Source organism: Streptomyces sp. NPDC004629 (assembly GCF_042873595.1).
In the GTDB taxonomy this organism is placed as follows: Bacteria; Actinomycetota; Actinomycetes; order Streptomycetales; family Streptomycetaceae; genus Streptomyces.
Window position 1 is genome coordinate 39,615 of sequence record NZ_JBIALO010000007.1, and the last position, 23,274, is coordinate 62,888.

Below are 23,274 nucleotides of genomic sequence, written 5' to 3' on the forward strand. Positions count from 1 at the left end.
CCGGAACCAACCGACGGTGAGGCAGGTGTTCAGCCCGGCGGCAGCCGACGAGCCATCGGCAAGGGGCGAGCATCCAGCCCTCCCCCGGCCTCACCTCAGACCCTGGTGACAACGGTCTGAGTGACGAAGCATGTCGCGTCCGGAACGAAGGCGAGGCGGGACGCCTGCGGGCAGGAAACGAGGGCCGTGCCTCCTGCGCCGCCTCCACCAGGACGGAGCCGCGCCCGCCAGGGCCTTGCCGTCTTCTGGCGTGGATATCACAGATCCACCTCCAGGTGGGGGGAACGCGCCCGCGAGGAGCACAAAGTAAACATGCCGTCCGCGCGCTCCGCGTCGGTCAGGACATCGTCCCGGTGGTCGGGTTCGCCGGCGAGCACACGTACAACGCACTCCCCGCAGATGCCCTGCCGACAGGAGTAGGGCGCGTCCACGCCGTTGTCCAGCAGGACGTCGAGGATGGTCTCTTCCCCGCCGATCCGGTACTCCGCCCCGGTGGAGGCCAGGCGCACGGTGAAGGCGCCCGAAGCCGGTGCTCCGTCCTGCAGGTCGGCGGCCGCCGCGGAGAAGCGCTCCTTGTGCAGAGCGGACGGCGGCCATCCCAGCTCCGCCGCACGTCCGAGCACATGGTCCATGAAGCCGCCCGGACCGCATGCGTACAGCGCGGTGTCGGACTGAGGCGGTCCCAGGTCACGGGCCAGGTCCAGGCGCTGGCCGGCCGGCTCGTCGTCGAAATGCAGACTGACCCGCGGGTTGTTCTGCAACTCGGTGGCGAACGCCGCCTCGGCGCGGGTCCGGGCGCAGTAGTGCAGGTGGTAGTCGCCGCCGGCGGCGTCCAGTGCCAGGCTCATCGCCAGCAGCGGGGTGATGCCGATGCCCCCGGCGAGGAGGACGTGCCGCCTCACCGGGGCCAGACCGAAGCGGTTGCGCGGCGCGGAGATCCGTACGGTGTCGCCCTCGGCCAGGGCGTGCATCGCGCGCGACCCTCCACGTGAGGCCTGCTCATTGAGTACAGCCAGGCGATACTGCTTGCGCACGCCCGCAGGACCGCACAGGGAGTACTGCCGGATCAGGCCGTCCGCGCCGGCCATCACGTCGATGTGCGCCCCGGGCTCGTAGTCCCAGAGCTCCGCACCATCGGCTCGGGCCAGCTCGAAGACGGCGATCCTGGGAGTGGGGTCCTGGCGGGTCACGACGACCGACTCGGTCCAGGTGGTGGTCATTCGCGGGTCACGCTCCCGCCGTGGCGGCCTCGGTCCTCGCGGCGGTGAAGACGCCGGACTCGACACGGCGGATCTCTTCACCGGCCGCATGCACGCCCAGCGGATCCCGTCCTGACTCCACGTCGTCGACCATGGTGCGCAGCATCCGGCGGAGCATCACGACGCCACGGTCGGAGGGGGCCAGTGTCTCCTCCGAGTGCTGGGTGATGTCCCCCTGTGACCGCTGGGCCTCGAAGTCACCGGGGAAGCGCCGGCTCTCCTCCGGGCTGAGTTCCCACGGGAACTTGCCGTTCTGCTTGATGCCGAGAGCCAGACGTGCGACCCGACCGGGGTCTGAGGCGCGGGCGGAGAAGAATGCCCGGTGGTGGGTGTCGTCGACCGGGACGACCCAGATCAGCATGTCGTGCGGGGCGTCAGGGATGACGTTGACGAAATCCGGGAGGGCGATGACGTTCGGCAGCTGGACTTCCACCCGCCACTCCAGATCGACCGGTTCCTGGTCGGCGTCGTCCTGGTAGGCCTGGACATACTTCACCCCGTAGTCGGTACGGGCATAGGTGAGGCGGTCGGCGATGGTCCGGTGGTCGAAGTAGCTCTCGGGAAATCCGGTGGTCCCCACTCCTTCGAACTGGTAGCCGCTGTGCGCCGAGTGCAGCCAGGCGGCGTGTACCGGGTCGACCGCGTTCTCGTAGGCCTGGAGCCAGTTGAAGTCGCCCACCGCACCGGTGACCTCTGAGCCCGGGATCGGCCAGGTGCTGTGGTACGTCTCCCCTTCCTGAAGATGCTCGAGGCAGTCCCAGCGTGGGAGGGCGGGTTTGCGCTCGGGCGGTCCCATGTAGACGAAGACGAGACCGTACCGCTCCTCGACGGGATACCACGGCTGGCGGGCGAGATGGCGGCGCAGTCCGCCACCGGCCTCGCATGCCTGCTCCACGCAGTGGCCCTGCACGTCGAACTTCCAGCCGTGGTAGCAGCAGCGGATGCCGTCCTCCTCGATCCGCCCGTAGTACAGGCTGCTACCGCGGTGTGCACAGCGTTCGAAGACGACACCGGGGCGTCCCTGGCCGTCACGGAAGACGATCAGGTCCTCTCCCAGGATCCGGGTGCGGTGCGGAACGTCACTGGTCAACGCGGCGGAACTGGCGATCGGCTGCCAGTAGCGGCGCAGCGCCCCGCCCATGGGCGTGCCCGGTCCGACCTCGGTCAGTCGTGCGTGGTGGGTGGGACGCGGCCGCCCGTGGCCGGTTCCCGTGTCGATCGCGGTGTCGCTCATTCTCGACCATCTCCTCGTTGGTGCAGGCGGCAGGAAGGCCGCGGACTCAGGTCCGTATGGGGGCGCGGCTCCTGAAACTGGGATGTGAGAGGTCGGCCTGTGCCATGGCTGGGCCGGGTCGTCCGGCGGCACGCCGACGTAGTCGGTCAGGCCGCGGTGCAAGGTCGCCCATAAGACGGTTTCATCCGGTTCTACGGCCTGGATGAAAAACTGTCAACGCCTCTGACCTCGCTGGATGAAAAACTGTCCATCCCCTGTGCGCCGAAGCGAGCGGCTGTTACGTTGGGTCCGTGCTGAGGTAGGGGCCGGGTCCGGACCGCGCCGTTGCCTCGTGATCCCCCTTCCACCGTGCGACGCGCACCACAGGAGAGTCCGGCACTTGCCCGTGCGGTCCCGCCACCACGTGCCCTCCTCCCCCGCAGACCGCCCCCAAGATCGAAGATCGGGGTCCGTAGAAGGAGACGATGATGTCTGGACCTTCCTCATGACCGCCGGAAGCGACGAGTACGACTACGTCGTCGTCGGAGCCGGCTCCGCCGGGTGCGTCATGGCATCGCGACTGTCGGCAGCCGCCGACGCGACCGTTCTGCTGGTCGAGGCCGGGCCGCCGGCCGACCGGAGTTGGATGGTCAGGTTTCCGCTGGGGGTCGGCCTCCTGTCCGGCCGTGAGGACATCAGTTGGAGCTACCGGACGGAGCCCGAGCCGGGACTGATGGATCGTCAGGTACCGGTGCCGCGCGGTCGTCTGGTCGGCGGCAGCGGTTCCATCAACGGCGCGACACATGTGCGGGCGCACCGCCTGGACTATGACGACTGGGCGAACAACGGTGCGCCGGGCTGGGGTTGGGACGACCTCCTGCCGTACTTCCGCCGCTGTGAGACCAGTTGGCGCGGCAGTGACGAGTACCACGGTGGCAGCGGGCCCATCACGGTCTCGACCCGGTCGGGCGTCGGCGTCTTCGGGCACCGCCTGGCGGGTGCCGCGCGCACACTGGGCATCGGTTTCCCAGCCGACACCCAGGCCGGAGACCCGACGGGCGTGGGGCCGAACGAGGTCGCGCTCCGACGTGGCCGGCGGCACAGCACCGCCGCCGCCTACCTGCGCCCCGCGCTGCGCCGACGCCCGAATCTGACGCTGCTCACCGGCGCGCTGGTGGACTCGCTCGTCCTCGACGGCGGCCGCGCGACCGGTGTGCGCGTCGTCGAGAACGGCCGACAGCGGACCGTGCGTGCGGCCCGCGAGGTCGTGCTGTGCGCGGGTACCTTCAATTCCCCGCAGCTGCTGATGCGTTCGGGTATCGGGCCCGCCGACCAGCTGCGCGAGAACGGCATCACCCCGGTGGTCGACCTCCGGGGCGTCGGGGCCAATTTGCAGGAACACCCGTCGGCTCCGGTGCTGTTCAACGTGACGGAACCGGTGACCTTCCACGAGCACCTCCGCGCCGACCGCCTGGTGCGGAGCATGGCTCGCTGGCTCGTGGCCGGAACCGGTCCCATGGCCGAGATGCCGGAGTTCCTCTCCGTCTACACGCGTTCACGCGAGGGCCTCGACCGCCCCGACGGATTCCTCGGAATCATCGCCGGAGGATTCGACGCCCGGCCCTGGTTCCCCGGGCTGTCGCCCCTGACCTCCCGCCACTGCCTGGCCCTCAACGCAGTGTGCAACCCGGTGAGCCGCGGCAGGGTCGAACTCGCCTCCGCCGACCCCATGGCGGCGCCCCGCATCACGTTCAATCTCCTCACCGAGCACGCGGACCTCGTCGCCCTGCGCGAGACCATACGCACCACGCGGGAGATCCTGGCGGCCCCCGAGATGGCCCCGATGATCTCGGCAGAACTCGCCCCCGGTCCCGACGTACGCAGCGACCGCGAGTACGAGGAGTTCCTGCGCGCCCACGCTGGCCCGGCCAACCACTCCTGCGGCACCTGCGCCCTGGGCACCGGCGAGGACGCCGTGGTCGACCTCGACCTTCGGGTCCGCGGCGTCACAGGCCTTCGAGTGGTCGACGCGTCGGTGTTCCCGAGCGTCCCGGGAGCCAACATCAACGCCACCATCATCGCCATCGCCGAGAAGGCGTCGGACCTCGTCCTCGGCGTGCCCACCACTGGTCTTGATCCACTTTCACGGACATCGAAGATCAGGGGTATCGGCCTCAGGAGGACGCTGTCCGTCATCAGGTCGCCAAGGACTTCGACCTGACCGAGACCGCGGTGCGCGACCGGATGAAGCAGGCCAGGGTGATGCCGACGAACGCTTGGCGCACGATCTGACGCGGATGTTCCTAAGACCCCAAGGCCCACACAGCCACCGTGGCCGGCATGCCGACCTCACGGTTCGCGGGCTTCGCCGCGACTCTGGCGAGGGCCGTCGCCAACCCGCAGCAGATCGACCCCCTCCTCCCGGTGGTCGGCCCGCTCATCGGCGAGCACATGTACGCCACCCACAAGCGGGTGAGCGGCCCCGCGTACAGCCTGGACCGCGCCCCCTACATGAACGGGGCCTGCCCCCGGCCACCACCGCGCGGGGCGCCCTCTCCGCTGGCCATCACCCGGCAGCACAGGGCTGGTTCCTGGCTGAACAGCGCGCCAGGTGTCACCGGGGCGGGCACGGCGGCTGACGCCGCCAACGCCTGCCATCGATCGGTCGGCGACGTCCCGCCCTTACGTCATTTGTCTCGCCGCGAGCCGCTCAAAGCGGCGTATCGAGAAGATCACCGGCGCGTCGAACCGACGGGACACCGAGTCCATCAGATCAGTGAACCTGAGTGCTCGCCTTGAAAGCCTGGCCCGTCGACGGGGAGAGTGTCCCCCATTCCGCTCCGTCAGCTGTGACGCAGGCCGCTCGTGCCGGCATCGGACTCACACGGGCCCATGGGCTTGGCCGGGGCGAGGACATCCGCAGGGTCGGCGGGGAAGCCGGTGACATCGGCGCCGAACCGGTTCGCGGCCGGACCCTACAGGTCAATGGCCTGCTCATCGCCCTTCCGGCCAGCCGGTGTAAGCCTCGGCGAGGTAGGCCGACCCGGCGGTGGAACCGGTCACCGCGGCCAGCTCGCCCTCCTGGCGCCGGAGGTCGAACGGGGTGGAGCCCGGCAGCGTGTGCAGCATGGTGGTCATCCAGTAGGAGAAGTGCTGGGCCTTCCAGACGCGACGCAGTGCCCGCTCGCTGTAGGCCGTGAGCGGTGTGGTGGCACCGTCCGCGACCGCCTTCTTGAGCTCCTCGGCCAGCACGCGTACGTCGGCGAGGGCCAGGTTGAGGCCCTTGGCACCGGTCGGTGGCACCGTGTGCGCGGCGTCGCCAGCCAGCAGCAGCCGCCCGTGGTGCATCGGCTCCTGGACGAAGCTGCGGAAAGGCAGCACGGTCTTGGAGGTGATCGGCCCCTCCATGAGACGGTGGCCGTTGGCCCCGACCCGTGACTGGAGCTCGTTCCAGATCCGGTCGTCGGACCAGTCGTCGGCGTCCTCCGAGGGATCGCACTGGAAGTACATCCGCTGGAGGCTCTCGGTGCGCTGGCTGATCAGCGCGAAGCCTCTCGGGGAGTGGCTGTAGATCAGCTCTGGTGCGCTGGGCGGTGCCTCGGTGAGGATCCCGAACCAGGCGAAGGGGTATTCGCGGAAGTACTGCGTGCGCGCGGCTTCCGGCACCGCCAGGCGGCACAGGCTCCGCGATCCGTCGGCGCCCACGAGGAAGTCGGCGCGAACCTCGTGGCCGACGCCGTCGGCGTCGGTGAACCGCATGACCGGAGCATCGGAGAGGATGTCGTCGACCGACACGTCGGTGACGCCGAACCGGACGTCGCCCCCGTCGCGCATCCGGGCGTCGGCGAGGTCGATGAAGACGTCTGTCTGCGGGTAGAGCTGGGTCGAGGCACCGACCAGGCTCTGGAAGTCGATCCGATGGCTGCCCCCGCCGAAGGCCAGTTCGATGCCGTCGTGGCGGTAACCGTCCCGGTGCACCCGGTCGGAGACGCCGGTGCCGACCAGCAGGTCGACCGAGTCCTGCTCAAGTATCCCGGCGCGGTGGGTCTCTTCGATCTCCCGGCGGCTCCGCAGATCGACCACTACCGAGTCGATCCCGGCACGGGCGAGCAGGTGGGAGAGCATGAGCCCGGCGGGGCCGGCCCCGACGATTCCGATCTGCGTGCGGCTTTGAGTACGCGAGGAGGTCATGGCGCATTCTTGAGCCGCCGGGCCGGCCTCGGCCACCATGTTCTTCCGTCCAGTGGAAGCCGGTCAGCCGACGACCGGTCCGGGGATACTGCGCCCGATACCCCGGGCCGCCACCTGCAGGGCGCCGACCAACCGTACCCGGTCCTGTTTGAGGCTGGGTACCACGACCCCGAGCGCCGCCACGACGTCACCACCGGCCCGGATCGGCACGGCCGCCGAGCACGCGCCCAGAGTCATCTCCTCCACCGTCGTGGCGAAGTCGTCCTCGCGTATCTTCTCCAGCTGGCGACGCAACCGGCCTGGCTGGCTCACCGTGTACGGCGTCATCCGTGGCAGGTCGTCGAGCACCTCGCCCTGGACATCGGCCGGCGCGTGCGCGAGCAGTATCTTCCCGACTCCCGTCGCGTGCAGCGGCAGGCGTGAGCCGATCGCGCTGACCACCGGCACCGAGGCATGTCCGGAGAGCCGGTCGACGTACAGCGCCTGTCGGCCGTCGCGTACCGCGAGGTGCACGGTGGCCCGAGTCGCGCCGTACAGATCGTGAAGGTACGGCGAGGCGATCTGCCCGAGCCCCGTGTGCACCGGCGCGAGCAGGCCGATGTCCCAAAGTCGGCGCCCGACAACGTACTTCCCCGACTCGGCGCGGCTCAGCGCCCCCCAGGCGACGAGTTCAGCGACGAGACGGTGCGCGGTCGCGGCAGGAAGGTCGGCCCGGGCGGCGAGGTCGGTGAGGCCGAGCTGACGGTGCCGCTCGTCGAAGGACCCAAGAATCGCCAGCGCACGGCTGGTCACTGAGCGCCCGGGTCTCGCAGCGTTGCCTGCCATGGCCGGCATCCTCCGATCGATGGACGGTGAGCGCGGGCAGCGGCTCATCACCGCTCCGCACGGACTGCCTGCCGCGGCCGACAACTGCCTCCCGTACGGCCTGTACACCGGTCGGCCGAACCGTGCTGTGACGCGGCCGCATCATCACGCCGGCTGCGATTTCCGCTGCGGCGAACGGCGACGAAGTTCACCGGCGGCCAGGCGTGAGTGGTGTGGCCCAGCCCGACCATAGGTGGATCGCCTTTCTCAGGTTCGCGTGACGAGGTGGTCCGCCGGAGCGCGGAGCTCATCAGCGGCGGAGGCCACGCGCTGGATGAGGGCGAGGAACAGGGTCTGCTCCTCGGCGGAGAGCGGCGCCAGGAAAACCTGGTTCATCCGCGCGGTGCGCACTGTCAGCTTGCGGTGGACACGTGCGCCGTCGTCGGTCAGACGCAGCAGGAAGCGTCGGCCGTCCTGCGGATCACGGACCTTGTCGAGGAACCCGCGCCGGATGAGTCGGCTGATCACCTCGGCGATGGTGGAGCGGTCGAGGCCGACCCGGTCCCCCACCGTGCGCTGATCGAGACCGGGTTCGGCGACGAGTGTGTTGAGTACGGCGAACTGCGGTGAGGTGATCTCCTCGGAGACCATCGTGTTCCACAGCAGGTGGTGCGCCTGCTGGAGCCGCCGGGCGAGGTGCCCGGGGTGGGAGTTCAAGTCCACCGCCGCCATCTGTGCTCCTCGAATCAGGCATCCGCGCGGCGATCCTCCCGCGGATTCATTCAGTGCACTGAACGATAACAGGCGACTGATGTGTGCGCTGCAGGTTCTTTGCGGGTCGTACACGCTTGACCAGGTTTTCCCTGAAGTCTTGACGGCCATCCCGGGAAGTGGCAGCGTACGGAAACCTCACCAGAACAATCAGTACACTGACTATCCCGCCCACGGAGAGATGAGGCTGCACCGATGGACAAGGTGGTGCCGACAGCCGCTGAGGCGGTGACCGACGTGCCGGACGGCGCGTCGCTGGCGGTCGGCGGATTCGGGTTGAGCGGCGTACCGAATGTACTGATCCATGCGCTGTACGAACGCGGGGTCGGCGGACTGGGCGTGGTGTCCAACAACTGCGGAGCGCTGGACTCGGGACTCGCGGTGCTGCTGACGGCCGGCCGGATCGCACGCGTGACCGGGTCGTACATCGGGGCGAACAAGGAGTTCGCGCGGCAGTACCTGGCCGGTGAGCTGGAGGTCGAGATGATCCCTCAGGGCACGCTGGCCGAGCGGCTGCGCGCCGGCGGTGCCGGGATCCCCGCCTTCTACACCCCGGCCGGTGTCGGCACGCAGGTCGCCGACGGCGGGCTGCCGTGGCGCTACGACGGGAACGGCGGAGTGGAGCTTGCTTCGCCGCCGAAGGAGGTCCGCGAGTTCGACGGCACCGAGTACGTGCTGGAGCGTGGCATCCGCACCGACTTCGCCCTCGTACGGGCCGCCAGGGGTGACCGGCACGGCAACCTCGTCTTCAGCAAGTCCTCGCGGAACTTCAATCCGCTGGCCGCGATGGCCGGGCGCGTTACGATCGCCGAGGTCGAGGAACTCGTCGAACCCGGCGAGATCGATCCGGACGCGGTGCATCTGCCGGGCATCTTCGTGCAGCGGGTGGTCGTGCTCGCCCCGGAGCAGGCGGCGGACAAGCAGATCGAACGGCGCACGATTTCCACGCCTTTGGCACGAGGGACGGTGAGCGGCTGATGGCCTGGACACGCGAGGAGATGGCCGCCCGCGCGGCCCGTGAGCTGGAGGACGGCCAGTACGTCAACCTCGGCATCGGCCTGCCGACATTGATCCCCAACTGCCTCCCGGCGAACGTCCAGGTGGTCCTTGAGTCGGAGAACGGCATCCTGGGCACCGGTCCATACCCGACGGAGGACCAGGTCGACCCAGATCTGATCAACGCGGGCAAGGAGACCGTCACGGTCCTGCCGGGCGCTTCCTTCTTCGACTCGTCCCTGTCGTTCTCGATGATCCGCGGCGGGCACATCGACGTCGCCGTGCTCGGTGCCATGCAGGTCTCCGAGAAGGGGGACCTGGCGAACTGGGCCGTCCCCGGCAAGATGATCACCGGTATCGGCGGCGCGATGGACCTGGTGCACGGCGCCCGCTCCGTCATCGTCGTCATGACACACACCGCGAAGGACGGCTCACCGAAGATCCTGACCACGTGCGCACTGCCGCTGACGGGCAGGGCGTGCGTCAACCGGATCATCACCGATCTCGGTGTGCTGGACGTGACCCCCGACGGGCTGGCGCTCGTGGAGAGGGCGCCGGGCGTCACCGTGAAAGAGATCGTCGCGAAGACCGCCGCCGAGGTCCGCGTCGCGGAAGAACTCGAAGAGATCACCGAGGAGGTCGCGTCATGAGTCTGCGTGACGTCTACATCGTCGATGCCGTCCGCACTCCCATCGGCCGCTACAACGGCGCCCTTGCCTCGGTCCGCCCGGACGACCTCGCCGCCCACGTCATCCGCGAACTCCTCGCCCGTACGCCCGACCTCGACCACTCGCGCATCGAGGATGTCTGCTTCGGCAACGCCAACGGCGCCGGCGAGGAGAACCGCAACGTCGCCCGCATGGCCGCCCTGCTGGCCGGCCTGCCCACCTCCGTGCCCGGTGCGACCGTCAACCGGCTGTGCGCCTCCGGCCTTGAGGCCGTGATCCAGGCGGCCCGCGCCATCGCCTGCGGCGACGCGCACATCGTCCTTGCCGGCGGCGTGGAGTCGATGACGCGCGCCCCGTACGTACTGCCCAAGAACGACAAGCCTTTCCCAGCCGGGCACACCGAGCTGTACTCCACCACCCTGGGCTGGCGCATGGTCAACCCGAGGATGGAACCACAGTGGACGATCCCGCTGGGCGAGTCGGCCGAACTCATCGCCGACAAGTACAAGATCGGCCGTGAACAGCAGGACGAATTCGCCCTCGGCTCCCACCGCAAAGCGGCCAAGGCGCAGGCCGAGGGCCTGTTCGACGCCGAGCTCGCTCCGGTACCCGTACCTCAGCGCAAGGGCGATCCGGTGCTCCACACGGCCGACGAGTGCGTCCGCCCCGACACCTCTCTCCAGAAGATGGCCCAGCTCAAACCGTCGTTCCGCAAGGAGAACGGCACCGTGACAGCGGGCAACGCCTCACCGCTCAACGATGGCGCTGCCGCGCTGCTGCTGGTCGATGAGCAGGGTCTGAAGGCCACCGGCCGCCAGCCACTCGCCCGTGTCTCGGCGACCGGAGTCTCCGGCATCGACCCGCACTACTTCGGACTCGCCCCCGTGGAGGCCACCGACCGCGCCCTTGCCAAGGCCGGGAAGTCCTACGCCGACCTGGACGTACTGGAGCTGAACGAGGCGTTCGCCGCCCAGGTCCTCGGCTGTGTGGCCGAGTGGCCGGAGTTCGACCCGGCGATCCTCAACCCGCGGGGCGGCGCCATCGCCCTCGGTCACCCGCTCGGCGCCTCCGGCGCGCGTCTCGCCGGCACCGTCGCGCACCAGCTCGCCCGCAAGGGCAGCGGCACCGGCGTCGCCGCCCTCTGCATCGGCGTCGGCCAGGGCCTCGCCCTCGTCCTCGAACGCTGATCCAAGGCCCACGCGCATCAGGACAAAGGAGTTCGGCCGCCCATGGCCCTCACCCAGCACGACATCGACCAGGAAATCGCGGCCGAGCACGCCGCGTACCAGAAGCGGGTCGCCGACGGCGCACCCGTCGAACACCACCCGCGCCGCGACTACGCGCCGTACCGCTCCTCGGTGCTGCGCCACCCCAAGCAGCCGCCAGTGGCCATCGACGTCACCAAGGACCCGGAGCTGGCGGAACTGTCCTCCCCCGCCTTCGGGGAGCGCGACATCACCGAGATCGACAACGATCTCACCCGGCAGCACACCGGCGAGCCCGTCGGGGAGCGCATCACCGTCTCCGGCCGGCTGCTCGACCGCGACGGCCGTCCCGTGCGCGGCCAGCTGGTGGAGATCTGGCAGGCCAACTCGGCAGGGCGGTACGCCCACCGGCGCGAGCAGCACGACGCCCCGCTGGACCCGAACTTCACCGGTGTGGGCCGCACCCTCACCGACGCGGACGGCTTCTACCACTTCACGACGATCCGGCCGGGCCCGTACCCGTGGCGCAACCACGTCAACGCCTGGCGGCCGGCACACATCCACTTCTCCGTCTTCGGCTCGGCATTCACCCAGCGGCTGGTGACACAGATGTACTTCCCGAACGACCCGCTCTTCCCGTACGACCCGATCCTGCAGTCCGTCACGGACGACGCGGCCCGGCAGCGGCTGGCCGCCACCTACGACCACAGCCTGTCGATGCCGGAGTTCTCCCTCGGCTACCACTGGGACATCGTGCTCGACGGGCCGCGGGCCACCTGGACGGAAGAGGGGCACTGACCGCCATGACGAAGATCGACACCGGGGCCCCGGAGCGCGTGCTGCCCACCCCCTCGCACACCGTCGGCCCCTTCTACGGCTACGCACTGCCCTTCCCCGGCGGCGAGGACATCGCGCCCGCCGGCCACCCCAGGACCATCACCCTCCAGGGCCACGTGTACGACGGCGAGGGCGAGCCGCTGCCGGACGCCTTCCTGGAACTGTGGGGCCCGGACCCGGACGGCAACCTGCCCCGGGTCGACGGCTCGATGCGGCGCGACCCGGCGAGCGGCGGCTTCCTGGGCCGCAACGGCGTGGAGTTCACCGGCTTCGGCCGCATCCAGGTGGATGCCAACGGCCACTGGGCGGCGCGTACGCTGCGGCCCGGCGCCCGCGGGCAGAGCGCGCCGTACATCAGCGTGTGCCTCTTCGCACGTGGTCTGCTCGTCCACCTGTTCACCCGGATCTACCTGCCCGGCAGCAACGCGGCGTGGTCCACGGACCCGCTGCTGTCCCGGCTGGACGAGAAACGACGCGGCACGCTGATCGCCGACGACGAGGGCAACAGCACCTACCGTTTTGACATCCGCCTTCAAGGCGAGGACGAGACGGTCTTCCTGGAGTTCACGTGACATCAGCCGACACCGAGGGCATCGCTGGCCACGGAGGCGGTCTGCTCGGCCACGGAGGCGGTCTACTCGGCCCCGGCTGGACGGGCTCCCCGGCCGCCGCCGAGACGGGCGACACCGCGTTCCTGCGGGCGCTGCTCGACGCGGAGACGGCACTGACCCGGGCCCAGGCGTCCCTGGGGCTCGCCCCGCACGAAGCCGTGGCCGCGGTGTCGGAGGCGGCCGTCCAACGCCTCGACCTCGCGTCCCTCGCCGAGCGGGCGCGGGCCGGCGGGAACCCGGTGATCCCGCTGGTCGCGGACCTGACCCGGGCGGTCGGCGATCCGTACGGCACGTATGTGCACCGGGGCGCAACCAGCCAGGACATCATGGACACGGCGATGATGCTGGTCGCCGCGCGTACCCTGGCCCCGCTCCTCGCCGATCTCGACCGCACCCAGCGGGCCCTGGCCGGCCTGGCCGCCGAGCACCGCGACACCCCGATGCCGGGCCGCACACTCACCCAGCACGCCGTACCCACCACGTTCGGCCTCAAGGCCGCCGGATGGCGGTCGCTGGTGCTGGACGCCCGGGACCGGGTGACATCGGCACGCGACTCGCTGACCGCCCAACTCGGCGGCGCGGCCGGGACGCTGGCGGCGTTCACCGCGTACGGGGCCGACGACGCGACCGCGCTCCCCGCCGCCTACGCCCGGGAACTCGGGCTGCGGGCGCCGGTGCTGCCCTGGCACACCCTGCGCACACCGATCGCCGACCTCGCCGGATGCCTCGCCTTCACCACCGGCGCGCTGGGCAAGCTCGCAGCGGACGTCCTCATCCTCTCCCGCACCGAGATCGCGGAGGTCGCCGAGGGCAGCGGCGGCGGCTCCTCCGCCATGCCGCACAAGGCGAACCCGGTGCGCTCGACGCTGATCGCGGCCGCCGCCCGGCGCGCACCACAGCTCGCGGCCACGCTGTACGGCGCGCTGGTGGCCGAGGACGAACGGCCGGCCGGGGCCTGGCACGCCGAGTGGGAACCGCTCAGGGACCTGCTCCGGCTGGCCGGCGGTGCCGCCCGGGACGCCGCCGAACTCACCGAGGGCCTGCGGGTGCACCCGGACGCCATGCGCGAACACCTCGGACTCACCCACGGACTGATCGTCTCCGAGCGGCTCTCCGCCGAGCTGGCCCCCGTACTCGGCCGCACCCGCGCGAAGGAACTCCTCACCGAGACCGCCAAGCGTACGTATACCGAGGACCGGTCCCTGGCCGAACTCCTCGCCGAGAAGCCGGAGCTGACGGACCTCGACCTCGGCCGGCTGACCGACCCCGCCCGTTACACCGGCTCCGCCGGAGCCCTCACCGACCGCGCCCTGGAGCGACGTTGACCTCCTCCGCCTCCGACAAGATCCTCAACCACCGCGCAGAAGGATCCAAGACCGCTCCCCCGCTGCTCCTCGGACCCTCGCTCGGCACGTCCTACGCCCTGTGGGACAAGGTGGCGCCCGAACTGTCCATCACACACAGGGTCCTGCGCTGGGACCTGCCCGGGCACGGCGGCTCGGCGGCCGGGCTGACCGGCCCCGGCGCGACAGTGGCCGACCTGGCCGGCCTGGTGCTGCGGCTCGCCGACGCCCTCGGCATCGAACGGTTCGCGTACGCCGGAGTCTCACTCGGCGGTGCGGTGGGCCTGCACTTGGCACTGCACCATCCCCAGCGCGTGTCGTCCCTGGCCGTCATCTGCTCGTCGGCCCACTTCAACGGGGCAAAGGCGTGGAAGGAACGCGCTGCGCTGGTTCGCCGCGAGGGACTCGCCAGGCTCTCCGAGTCCGCGGACGCACGCTGGTTCACCCCTGGCTTCACCGTTCCTCGGCTGGTGGACGACCACCGAAGAACGGACCCGGAGGCGTACGCCGCCTGCTGCGACGCACTGGCCGCATTCGACCTGCGCGACCGCCTTCCGGAGATCACCGTCCCCACACTGGCCATCGCCGGACGCCAGGACCCGGCCACGCCGCCCGCACATCTGCGGGAGATCGCGGATACGGTACCCGGCGCGGCCCTCGTGGAAATCCCCGGCGCCTCACACCTGGCGCCCGCCGAACGCCCTGAGGCCGTCCTGACGGCGCTGCGCGCCCATTTCTCCGGCGACGCCCGGCGTGGCATGGAAGTGCGCCGGGAGGTTCTCGGCGACGTGCACGTGGACCGCGCGCAGTCCCGGCAGACCGGATTCACGGCCCGGTTCCAGGACTTCATCTCCCGCTACGCATGGGGCGAGATCTGGACGGATCCGACACTGACACGTCGTGAACGCAGCATGATCACCATGACGGCGCTCGTCGCGCACGGCCACCACGACGAGCTGGCCATGCACGTCCGCGCGGCGCGCCGCAACGGCCTCACCCCGGAGGAGATCAGCGCAGTGCTGCTACAGACGGCCGTCTACTGCGGCGTCCCGGCAGCCAACTCGGCGTTTGCGGCGGCACAACGGGCACTCGCACAGAACGACGGAGACCGGGCCTGACAAACAATGAGGGCGGAACGCGGATCTGCGTTTCGCCTCCACCCGGGCACGCGTCCAACTACTTTCGCAAGTATGCTCGATTCGCCGACATCGGCGGTAACGGCAGAGCCGATTGTCTGGTCGTCTACGACGGCCGGGCAGTCCGAGCCTGTGAACCGCGGCGGCAACTGTCCACGGACCACGGTCACAGTCCGCAGGGGCTTGACCCAGGATCGTGGACACCGGTTGTTATGCGGCAGTGGTCAGAGTAACTGATCGTTGTTCGAAGGCGTTCGGGCTGATCTGGCCGATGCTGGAGTGCCTCCTTCTGGTGTTGTAGCGGGTGGCCCGTCGGAAGACCGCGAGGCGGGCTGCTCGGGCTTCTGACCAGCGTTTCCCTCCCTGAAGCGTCTCGCGTTTCAGGGTCGCGTTGAACGACTCGGCGGCGTCGTCCGCGCTCGTGCCCACCGCGCCGCGCGATCTGACCACGCCGAGGCCGGCGCAGACCTGGGCGAACTCCTTCGAGGCTTATTGCGCCCCGTTGTCGCTGTGGAAGGTTGCTCCGCGCAGGCCGTCGGCGCCCCGGGCCGCCGCCGCAGCCTTGAGCGCGTCGGTGACCAGCCCGGTGCGCATGTGGTCGGCGATCGACCAGCCCGCCAGGCGTTTCGAGCGCAGGTCCAACACCGTTGCCAGGTAAAGGAATTTGCCGTTCCCGATGGGGAGATACGTTATGTCGCCCACGTACTTCGTGTTCGGCGTCTTCGCGGTGAAGTCGCGCCGTAGCAGGTCGGGAACCGGTGTCGCAGAGGGCTCGGGGATGGTGGTGCGGACCTTCTTGCGCAGGTGGAAGCCGACGATGCCTCGCGCACGCATGACCCGTGCGACGCGTTTGTGATTGACGCGTACTCCGGCGTCGCGAAGCTCGGCGGTGACCCGCGGGGCGCCGTAAGTCCCGTCGGACTCGGCGTGGATGGCGGTGATCTGCTCGGCGAGGCCGGCATCCGCCCGGACCCGCCCGGCCCGCGCGTCCGCGCCGGCGATCCACCGGTAGAACCCGGACCGCGAGACGGCCAGGATCCGGCACAGCCGCTTGACGCCGAAGGCGCCACGATGATCGTCAACGATCTGGAAGCGGCTGCTCACCAGCTGGTCTCCGCCGCAGAATACTTCGCGGCCCTCCGCAGGATCTCCCGCTCGAACTCGAGTTCCTTCACTCGCGCCCGCAGCTGCCGGTTCTCCTTCTCCATCGCGCCGGCCTCGCCGGCGCCGGGCCGGGCGGCCTGCTCGGCGTCCCGCACCCAGGTGCGGAGCGTCTCGTGGTTGACGCCCAGGTCCTTGGCCACCGACGCGTACGTCCCACCCGGGCCGGCGTGGTACAGCGCGACGGCATCAGCCTGGAACTCAGGCGAGTACTTCGACGTCCCCAACGGGAACTCCTGTTCTTCGGATCCTCACGATCCAATGATCAGGGTGTCCCCGATCAAGGGCTAACCCCCGTCGCGCTCATGACCCTTCTCGCGCTGCGCCCGCCGCGACCGCGGCGCACGACTCCTTCACTCTGAGCTTCTTCCTCACGTTCCTGATCAACGAGCAGCCGTTTCCCGCCCTGGATGTGCTGGCAGCCGGTGCGTTACCGCCTCTGCTGGCCGGAGAGACGGGAACGCCGTCGTGGTGGCTGGGCGCGGGCGTGGCCGCGGGCACCGCGGCCGGACTGCTGGTGCTCGTGGTGCGGGCCCGTACCGCCCGGCCCCGGCTGACCACGGCACTGCGGCAGGCACTCGGGCCGCAGGCGGTACCACAGCGACGGCGGCACGGCCTGCAGCGCGGCCTGGTGCGCGGCTGACGAAGCTGCCGTGGATCCCTGGCGAACAGGAGTGGCTGCGCATTCTGGAGGTGGCCCGGCAGGAGCCGGTCCGCAACCGTGTGATGCTCGCGCTGGCCTACGACGCCGCGCGCTGCGGCGCGAGGAGCTGTGCTCGCTACGGACCGATGATCTGGATCCAGCCCACCGCACGCTGCGGATACGGGCGGAGACGACGAAGAATCGGCTGGAGCCGGTGGTGCCCTGCTCGGCGTCGACCGGCGTGCTGATGTCGGCCTACCTCGCCCACCGGGCCACCGTCAGCCGGGCGCGAGGGCCGCTGTTCCTGTCGGAGTCGCGCCGCAACTACGCACAGCCGCTGAGCCTGTGGACATGGTCGAAGGTGGTACGCCAGATCGCCGTGACGGCCGGTGTCCCGCGCTTCTCCACGCACACCACCCGGCACCTGTGTCTGACCGATCTGGCCCGGATGGGATGGGAGTTGCACGCGATCGCCACCTTCGCCGGCCACCGCCACACCGGCTCCACCCTCCAGTACATCCATCTGTCCGGCCGGGACCTGGCCGTCGCTGCCGGCTCTCGCCGCAAGGGACGAAGACGGATGCTGGTCCTGGCCGATCGCCCCGCGTCGCTATGACACCACCATCGCGGTCCGGCCCGCGAGGCGGAGGCCGTGCACGAACTGGGGGTACGCAATGTGCGCCGACTGCAGTACCAGGACCCGTCCGCCCCCGGCTGGCGAAAGATCCACCGACTGCTGAAACCGGTGGAGGCGGTCAACGCCGCGCTGGACTCACCTCCCACCCCGCACCGCCGACGCGCCATGCTTGACGTGATCGCCGTGCTGCTGACACACAGCGCCGAGACCGGCCGGACCTTTTGGGGCTGTAGCACACAGGAGTGGATCCAGCTGCTCGGCCGCACTCAGACCGAGTTCCGGCAGCACGCACCCGCCTGGGCCTCCTCAAACGCCTGGAAGCGTTCAGTGATTTCGAGGTCCACCAGGCCGTTGACGAGTCGTCCCTGGGCCGTGCCGGCAAGCGTCCCGCAGCTGGCGAGCAGAACCTGGTAGCGGCTGGTGAAAACCACAGTGTCGATGTCCTTGGCGCTGACCTGGGTGCGCAGGACACTCGCCGTGTCCGTGGCCCGGTTGAGGTACCGCAGGAGGCGCTTGTAAGCGTTCGCCTCTGGAAGCCGGAGGTTGAGGGCGCTGGTGTGGATCTCTGCGAGTAGGCGGCGGATGTATTTCCGGTCAGCCCGCCAGGTCGGGGGGTTATGAGCATGGCGCTGATCCTGTCAGGGAGGACCGACAGCGTCGTCCTGGTGGGGGCGGCCCTCGCCGACTGCGGAGTTCACACCACGCAGCGTACGCACCGACAGGAGCCGGGCCTCCTTCTCCGCGTCGTTGATGCCACTGATCAAGGAGTGCCGGTCACCGTAGTTGCGGGGGTTGAAGGTGCGGTCCAGGCTGGTCACGTGGATCAGGTATCCGCCCGCCTCCGCCGCGTCGACCAGGGCCACGCCCCGGCCGGTCTCACGGGCGATCCTGGACACCTCCCACAGCACGAGCACGTCGCCGGGTTCGCCAAAGGCGCCGGACGTCAGGTCGGCCAGCAGCTTCTCGAAGTCGTCGCGCACCTTGGTCGCGAACTTGGAGGCCGAGCCGGTGTCCCTGTACGGCTCGCCCCACGCCCACGGGCCGTGGTCGGCTTCGGTAGCGATGTTGTCGCGGTGCTGGTCAGTGATGCTGCGCGCGGTCTTGCCCTTGCCCTTGGACACACGCAGGTACTCGCGTGCTGCCCTTGTCACGGCTCCCGTGGCCATGGCCCCTCCCCGTCCCTTACGGTCGCGTTATGTCTCCTTCACAATCAACCGTAGGTGTAATTCTGACCGTGGACGACGACCCGGGTGTGTCCCGTGCCGTCGCCCGGGACCTGCGGCGCCGCTACGGCCAGTCGTACCGGATCGTGCGCGCGGAGTCCGGCGAGTCCGCGCTGGACGCGCTGCGCGAGCTGAAGCTGCGCGGCGATCTCGTCGCCGTGATCCTGGCCGACTACCGGATGCCGCAGATGAACGGCATCGAATTCCTGGAACAGGCCCTCGACGTGTACCCGGTCGCCCGGCGGGTGCTGCTGACGGCGTACGCGGACACGAACGCGGCGATCGACGCGATCAACGTCGTGGACCTCGACCACTATCTGCTCAAGCCGTGGGACCCGCCGGAGGAGAAGCTCTACCCGGTGCTGGACGACCTGCTGGAGGCGTGGCGCGCCAGCGACCACCGTCCCGTGCCCAGCACCAAGGTCGTGGGCCACCGCTGGTCGGCCCGGTCCTCGGACGTACGGGAGTTCCTGGCCCGCAACCAGGTGCCGTACCGCTGGTACTCGGTCGACGAGCCGGAGGGCGGGCGGCTGCTGGCCGCGGCCGGGCAGGACGGTCAGCGGCTCCCGCTGGTGATCACGCCGGACGGGGCGGTGCTGGTCGAGCCGGAGGCGCCCGAGCTGGCCGCGAAGGTGGGCCTCGCGACGACACCGACGGCCGACTTCTACGACCTGGTCGTCATCGGCGGCGGCCCTGCCGGGCTCGGCGCGGCCGTGTACGGGGCCTCGGAGGGGCTGCGGACGGTGCTGGTGGAGCGGTCGGCGACCGGCGGGCAGGCCGGGCAGAGTTCCCGGATCGAGAACTACCTGGGTTTCCCGGACGGCGTCTCCGGCGCGCAGCTCACCGACCGGGCCCGGCGGCAGGCCGCCAAGTTCGGTGCCGAGATCCTCACCGCGCGTGAGGTGACCGGCCTGGAGGTCAACGGGGCGGCCCGGGTGGTGCGGTTCGCGGACGGCTCCGCGGTGGCGGCGCACAGCGTGATCCTGGCGACCGGGGTGCAGTACCGGCAGCTGGCCGCCGACGGCTGCGAGGGCCTGACCGGCTGCGGCGTGTTCTACGGCTCCGCGCTGACCGAGGCCGCCTCCTGCCAGGGGCAGGACGTGTACATCGTCGGCGGCGCCAACTCGGCGGGCCAGGCGGCGATGTATCTGGCCCGGGGCGCCAAGTCGGTGACGCTGCTGGTGCGCGGCCCGGATCTGTCGGCGTCCATGTCGTACTACCTGATCCAGCAGATCAACGAGGCGCCGAACATCTTCGTGCGCCCCCACACCGTCGTCGATACCGCGCACGGCACGGACCGTCTGGAGCAGCTGACGCTGCGCGACTCGGTGACCGGTGAGACCGAATGCGTCGACGCCCAGTGGATGTTCGTGTTCATCGGCGCGGCCCCGCTCACCGACTGGCTGGACGGCACGGTGCTGCGCGACGGGCGCGGGTTCATCCTGGCCGGGCCGGACCTGACGGCCGAGGGCCGGCCCCCGGCGGGCTGGGAGCTGGACCGGCCGCCGTACCACCTGGAGACCAGCGTTCCCGGCGTGTTCGTGGCGGGCGACGCCCGCGCCGAGTCCGCCAAGCGTGTCGCGTCGGCCGTCGGCGAGGGAGCCATGGCCGTGATGCTCGTCCACCGGTATCTGGAGCAGTCATGAGCGGTCGTGCGATGCCGTGCAGTCCCAAGGAGATCGGTTCGCTGTTCCTGTTCGAGAAGCTGGATCAGGAACAGCTGGGCCGGTTGTGCCGCGAGGGGCGGGTGGAGCTGTTCGAGCCCGGCCCGGTGTACACCGAGGGCGAGCCCGCCACCTGTTTCTACGTCATGATCGAGGGCACCGTCGTGCTGTCCCGCCGGGTGGCCGGCGACGACATCGAGGTCACCCGGACCTCGCAGCGCGGGGTGTACGGGGGCGCCATGCAGGCCTATCTGGGCGACCGGGTGCGGCAGGTGTACAACAACTCGATGCGCGTCACCGAGCCGACGCGGTTCTTCGTGCTGCCCGCCGACACGTTCGCGAGCATCATGGGCGAGTGGTTCCCGATGGCGGTGCATCTGCTGGAGGGGCTGTTCTTCGGTTCGAAGAACACACAGGCGGCCGTCGGACAGCGTGAACGGCTGCTGGCACTCGGCTCGTTGTCCGCGGGTCTCACACATGAGCTGAACAACCCGGCGGCCGCCGCCGTGCGGGCCACCGCGACCCTGCGCGAGCGGGTGGCGAAGATGCGGCACAAGCTGGCCGTGATCGCCGAAGGCCCGTTCTCCCGTGAGGTGTTGGCGGACCTGGTGGAGATCCAGGAACGCACCGCCGAACGGGTCGCCAAGGCGCCCGCGCTCAGCCCGCTGGAGGCCACCGACCGGGAGGACGCCCTCACCGACTGGCTCGACGACCACGGCATCGACAACGGCTGGCAGCTCGCGCCCACCTTCGTGCAGGCGGGGCTCGACGTCGACTGGCTGGAGCAGGTCGGGGCCGCGGTCGGCGAGGAGATCCTGCCCAATGCGGTCGGCTGGCTCAACTACACCGTCGAGACCGAGCTGTTGATGAACGAGATCGAGGACTCCACCACCCGCATCTCGCACCTGGTCGACGCGGCCAAGCAGTACTCGCAACTGGACCGGGCGCCCTACCGGGTGGTGGACGTGCACGAACTCCTCGACAGCACGCTGCTGATGCTGTCCGGCAAGATCGGCCCGCGGATCGAGGTCGTCAAGGAGTACGACCGGACGCTGCCGCCGGTGCCGGCCTACCCGGCGGAGCTGAACCAGGTGTGGACCAATCTGATCGACAACGCGGTCGCGGCCATCAACAGCGCGGGCGGCGAAGGCAGGCTGACGGTCCGCACGGCGCCGGACCACGAGCGGATGCTGGTCGAGTTCCGCGACACCGGGTCCGGTGTGGCGCCGGAGATCCGCGACCGTATCTTCGACCCGTTCTTCACGACCAAGCCGGTCGGCGAGGGTACCGGGCTCGGCCTGGACATCTCCTGGCGGATCGTCGTCAACAAGCATCACGGCACCCTCCGGGTGGAGTCGGTGCCCGGCGACACCCGCTTCCAGGTGCTGCTCCCGCTGACCGCGGAGACCCCCGCCGAGACCCCCGAGGAGTCAGCATGACCGACGCCGCCATCGACCCCGCCGTCCCGCCGAGCGGCACCGGCTGCGTGGAGTGCGACGAGACCGGCGGGTGGTGGTTCCACCTGCGGCGCTGCGCGGTGTGCGGGCACATCGGCTGCTGCGACGACTCGCCCTCCCGGCACGCCACCGCCCACTACGCGGCCACCGGCCACCCGGTGATCCGCAGTTTCGAGCCGGGCGAGGAATGGTTCTGGAACTACGCCACGAACGAGTTGTACGAGACCGGCCCCGAACTGGCGCCGCCGACCGCCCACCCGGCCGACCAGCCGGTCCCCGGCCCAGCCGGCCGAGTCCCCGCCAACTGGGCCCAGAGCCTCCGCTGACCCGTCACCACGCACAACCGGACACCGGGCGGTGCCGACTTGCGGCTCCGCCCGGTGGCGCGATCAGCCACAATGCACCCGCGGCCGAAACATGGTGAGGTCGCGGCAGTCGGCGAAGTCGACGTGGGTGCCGCGTACGCTCACCCGGCCGCCGTCTCCGTACGCGGTGACCGTCACCCCTTGGCGCAGCCCGTTGGGGAGACGGGCGCCGAACCACACGCCCGTGACCGGGGCGTCGGCGGGCCGGGCGGGCTGCTCGGGGGCCGCGTGGGCGGTGCAGGCGGGCGGGGAGGCGAGGGTTCCGGTCGCGGCGGCGAGGGCGAGGAAGCCGCGTCTGCTCCGAGGCTGGGTCATGGCGGGCACCGAGGGGGTGCGGCGGGGGGTCGACGTGGGTTTCCGGGGACGTCGATGCGGTCGATGTCCGACGCGTAGCCCGAACCACTGTCGAAGGTACGGGAGTTGGCGTCGGCCTTCAGCCTCACGGGCGCGCTGACGGTCTCGACGGTGCCCCGGTCGCCGAGGGAGCAGAACGTGTGCCGACCGGCGCCGCCGGAGCCCGCGCGTAGCTCGACGGAGCGGGCGTCGCCGCTGATGCAGGCGATCCGCACCAGGCAGATACCGGGCCGGTCGACGACGTCCTTGAAGCGGAGCGTGCCGCCGAGGCAGAGGTCGCCGGCCTTCTCGCCGCCGGAGCAGGCGGCGCAGCCGGCGACGGAGGCGTTGCCGGCGAGGGTGTCGGCGGCCGACTCGGCCTCGTAGCCGGTCGTGGTGAGCGCGCCGCCGCGGGGGTGACGGTGAACAGCCGGAAACCGTGGGCGGGCAGCGCCTCGGTGATCCGGTCACGGTGCGTACCGGGATCCTCGTGGTTCCCCAGGTCGCGGACAACCGCGTTGCCGGTGAAGCCGAGCGGGGACCGTTCGGCGGTGACGGCGGCGGGGCAGCCGACGCGGTCTTCGGCCGTCCCGGCGACCCGGCACCCGGTGGGCTGCCGCGCCACCGGGTGAACGGCGGCCGGCCGACTGTGTGTCAGCCGCATTGCAGTGACGGCCCGCGAGAAGGTGGCCTCGCCCGAACCCGGGCGGCCCGAACCCGGGCGATTCAACGCCGAACCGTCACAGATGGGAGTGGA

At 70.2% G+C, this 23,274-nt stretch carries 21 protein-coding genes and 1 pseudogene; 13 read left to right on the forward strand and 9 right to left on the reverse strand.

All coding sequences use genetic code 11. The annotated features are described in order from the left end of the window. Positions 1–257: 257 nt before the first annotated feature. Together ACFYTE_RS12290 and ACFYTE_RS12295 are read right to left on the reverse strand one after the other, a co-directional pair. Positions 258–1,220 (reverse strand): PDR/VanB family oxidoreductase, encoded by a 963-nt coding sequence (locus ACFYTE_RS12290; protein WP_388708473.1) that lies wholly within the window; start codon positions 1,218–1,220, stop codon positions 258–260. 7 nt (positions 1,221–1,227) lie between these two features. After that, positions 1,228–2,493 carry a Rieske 2Fe-2S domain-containing protein gene (locus tag ACFYTE_RS12295; protein ID WP_388708476.1) on the reverse strand — a complete coding sequence of 422 codons (1,266 nt, stop codon included), beginning with the start codon at positions 2,491–2,493 and terminating at the stop codon, positions 1,228–1,230. Positions 2,494–2,977: 484 nt separating this feature from the next. Here ACFYTE_RS12295 and ACFYTE_RS12300 point away from each other — a divergent pair, with 484 nt between their 5' ends. Next, entirely contained in the window at positions 2,978–4,693 is a 1,716-nt protein-coding gene (locus tag ACFYTE_RS12300) for a GMC family oxidoreductase (RefSeq protein WP_388708479.1), read from the forward strand. Positions 4,694–5,466: 773 nt separating this feature from the next. Here the strand turns inward: ACFYTE_RS12300 and ACFYTE_RS12305 are convergent. The 3 genes from ACFYTE_RS12305 to ACFYTE_RS12315 form a co-directional block, all read right to left on the reverse strand. After that, entirely contained in the window at positions 5,467–6,663 is a 1,197-nt protein-coding gene (locus ACFYTE_RS12305; protein WP_388708481.1) for a 4-hydroxybenzoate 3-monooxygenase, read from the reverse strand. A 63-nt stretch (positions 6,664–6,726) separates the two neighbouring features. Further along, the gene (locus ACFYTE_RS12310; protein ID WP_388708484.1) at positions 6,727–7,488 is read right to left on the reverse strand and encodes an IclR family transcriptional regulator; all 762 of its coding nucleotides are present in this window, start codon (positions 7,486–7,488) and stop codon (positions 6,727–6,729) included. A gap of 246 nt (positions 7,489–7,734) precedes the next feature. Next, entirely contained in the window at positions 7,735–8,199 is a 465-nt protein-coding gene (locus ACFYTE_RS12315) for a MarR family winged helix-turn-helix transcriptional regulator (RefSeq protein WP_388708486.1), read from the reverse strand. Positions 8,200–8,433: 234 nt separating this feature from the next. On the opposite strand from ACFYTE_RS12315, the gene ACFYTE_RS12320 reads away from it, so the two are divergent. Genes ACFYTE_RS12320 through pcaD form a run of 7 tightly spaced genes read left to right on the forward strand, consistent with a single transcriptional unit; the run spans position 8,434 to position 15,016 of the window. Next, complete coding sequence (locus tag ACFYTE_RS12320; protein WP_388708489.1) at positions 8,434–9,216, forward strand: CoA transferase subunit A; 783 nt, start codon at positions 8,434–8,436, stop codon at positions 9,214–9,216. Next, on the forward strand, positions 9,216–9,884 hold the full coding sequence (locus ACFYTE_RS12325; protein ID WP_388708492.1) for a 3-oxoacid CoA-transferase subunit B: 669 nt from the start codon (positions 9,216–9,218) through the stop codon (positions 9,882–9,884). Before ACFYTE_RS12320 ends, ACFYTE_RS12325 begins: the two co-directional genes overlap by 1 nt. 2 nt (positions 9,885–9,886) lie before the next feature. Beyond that, entirely contained in the window at positions 9,887–11,089 is a 1,203-nt protein-coding gene (locus ACFYTE_RS12330) for a thiolase family protein (protein ID WP_388709105.1), read from the forward strand. A gap of 42 nt (positions 11,090–11,131) precedes the next feature. Continuing rightward, positions 11,132–11,905: a protocatechuate 3,4-dioxygenase subunit beta gene (gene pcaH / locus ACFYTE_RS12335; RefSeq protein WP_388708494.1), complete on the forward strand. Its 774-nt coding sequence runs from the start codon at positions 11,132–11,134 to the stop codon at positions 11,903–11,905. A 5-nt stretch (positions 11,906–11,910) separates the two neighbouring features. After that, positions 11,911–12,516: a protocatechuate 3,4-dioxygenase subunit alpha gene (gene pcaG / locus ACFYTE_RS12340; RefSeq protein WP_388708496.1), complete on the forward strand. Its 606-nt coding sequence runs from the start codon at positions 11,911–11,913 to the stop codon at positions 12,514–12,516. Between the two features lie 41 nt (positions 12,517–12,557). Next, on the forward strand, positions 12,558–13,880 hold the full coding sequence (pcaB, locus tag ACFYTE_RS12345) for a 3-carboxy-cis,cis-muconate cycloisomerase (protein WP_388709107.1): 1,323 nt from the start codon (positions 12,558–12,560) through the stop codon (positions 13,878–13,880). Continuing rightward, positions 13,877–15,016 (forward strand): 3-oxoadipate enol-lactonase, encoded by a 1,140-nt coding sequence (gene pcaD, locus ACFYTE_RS12350; RefSeq protein WP_388708499.1) that lies wholly within the window; start codon positions 13,877–13,879, stop codon positions 15,014–15,016. The genes pcaB and pcaD overlap by 4 nt, the downstream gene beginning before the upstream one ends. A 228-nt stretch (positions 15,017–15,244) precedes the next feature. On the opposite strand, the pseudogene ACFYTE_RS12355 reads toward pcaD, so the two are convergent. Continuing rightward, positions 15,245–16,422, reverse strand: a pseudogene (locus ACFYTE_RS12355) (IS3 family transposase). 185 nt (positions 16,423–16,607) lie between these two features. Between ACFYTE_RS12355 and ACFYTE_RS12360 the strand changes: the two are divergent. Together ACFYTE_RS12360 and ACFYTE_RS12365 are read left to right on the forward strand one after the other, a co-directional pair. Beyond that, the gene (locus tag ACFYTE_RS12360; RefSeq protein WP_388708501.1) at positions 16,608–16,838 is read left to right on the forward strand and encodes a hypothetical protein; all 231 of its coding nucleotides are present in this window, start codon (positions 16,608–16,610) and stop codon (positions 16,836–16,838) included. A 31-nt stretch (positions 16,839–16,869) separates the two neighbouring features. Then, positions 16,870–17,454 (forward strand): tyrosine-type recombinase/integrase, encoded by a 585-nt coding sequence (locus ACFYTE_RS12365; protein ID WP_388708504.1) that lies wholly within the window; start codon positions 16,870–16,872, stop codon positions 17,452–17,454. A gap of 287 nt (positions 17,455–17,741) precedes the next feature. Here ACFYTE_RS12365 and ACFYTE_RS12370 read toward each other — a convergent pair whose 3' ends face one another. Together ACFYTE_RS12370 and ACFYTE_RS12375 are read right to left on the reverse strand one after the other, a co-directional pair. Continuing rightward, positions 17,742–17,906 carry a hypothetical protein gene (locus ACFYTE_RS12370; protein ID WP_388708506.1) on the reverse strand — a complete coding sequence of 55 codons (165 nt, stop codon included), beginning with the start codon at positions 17,904–17,906 and terminating at the stop codon, positions 17,742–17,744. A gap of 207 nt (positions 17,907–18,113) precedes the next feature. Further along, positions 18,114–18,641, reverse strand: a complete 528-nt coding sequence (locus ACFYTE_RS12375; RefSeq protein ID WP_388708508.1) for a recombinase family protein — start codon at positions 18,639–18,641, stop codon at positions 18,114–18,116. A gap of 29 nt (positions 18,642–18,670) precedes the next feature. On the opposite strand from ACFYTE_RS12375, the gene ACFYTE_RS12380 reads away from it, so the two are divergent. Genes ACFYTE_RS12380 through ACFYTE_RS12390 form a run of 3 tightly spaced genes read left to right on the forward strand, consistent with a single transcriptional unit; the run spans position 18,671 to position 22,145 of the window. After that, positions 18,671–20,344 (forward strand): FAD-dependent oxidoreductase, encoded by a 1,674-nt coding sequence (locus tag ACFYTE_RS12380; protein ID WP_388708511.1) that lies wholly within the window; start codon positions 18,671–18,673, stop codon positions 20,342–20,344. Then, positions 20,341–21,801 carry an ATP-binding protein gene (locus tag ACFYTE_RS12385; protein ID WP_388708514.1) on the forward strand — a complete coding sequence of 487 codons (1,461 nt, stop codon included), beginning with the start codon at positions 20,341–20,343 and terminating at the stop codon, positions 21,799–21,801. The genes ACFYTE_RS12380 and ACFYTE_RS12385 overlap by 4 nt, the downstream gene beginning before the upstream one ends. Beyond that, on the forward strand, positions 21,798–22,145 hold the full coding sequence (locus ACFYTE_RS12390; protein ID WP_388708516.1) for a UBP-type zinc finger domain-containing protein: 348 nt from the start codon (positions 21,798–21,800) through the stop codon (positions 22,143–22,145). The genes ACFYTE_RS12385 and ACFYTE_RS12390 overlap by 4 nt, the downstream gene beginning before the upstream one ends. Positions 22,146–22,208: 63 nt before the next feature. Here the strand turns inward: ACFYTE_RS12390 and ACFYTE_RS12395 are convergent, their stop codons facing one another. Continuing rightward, positions 22,209–22,499, reverse strand: coding sequence for a hypothetical protein (locus ACFYTE_RS12395; protein WP_388708518.1), 291 nt, complete (start codon positions 22,497–22,499; stop codon positions 22,209–22,211). Positions 22,500–23,274: the final 775 nt, after the last annotated feature.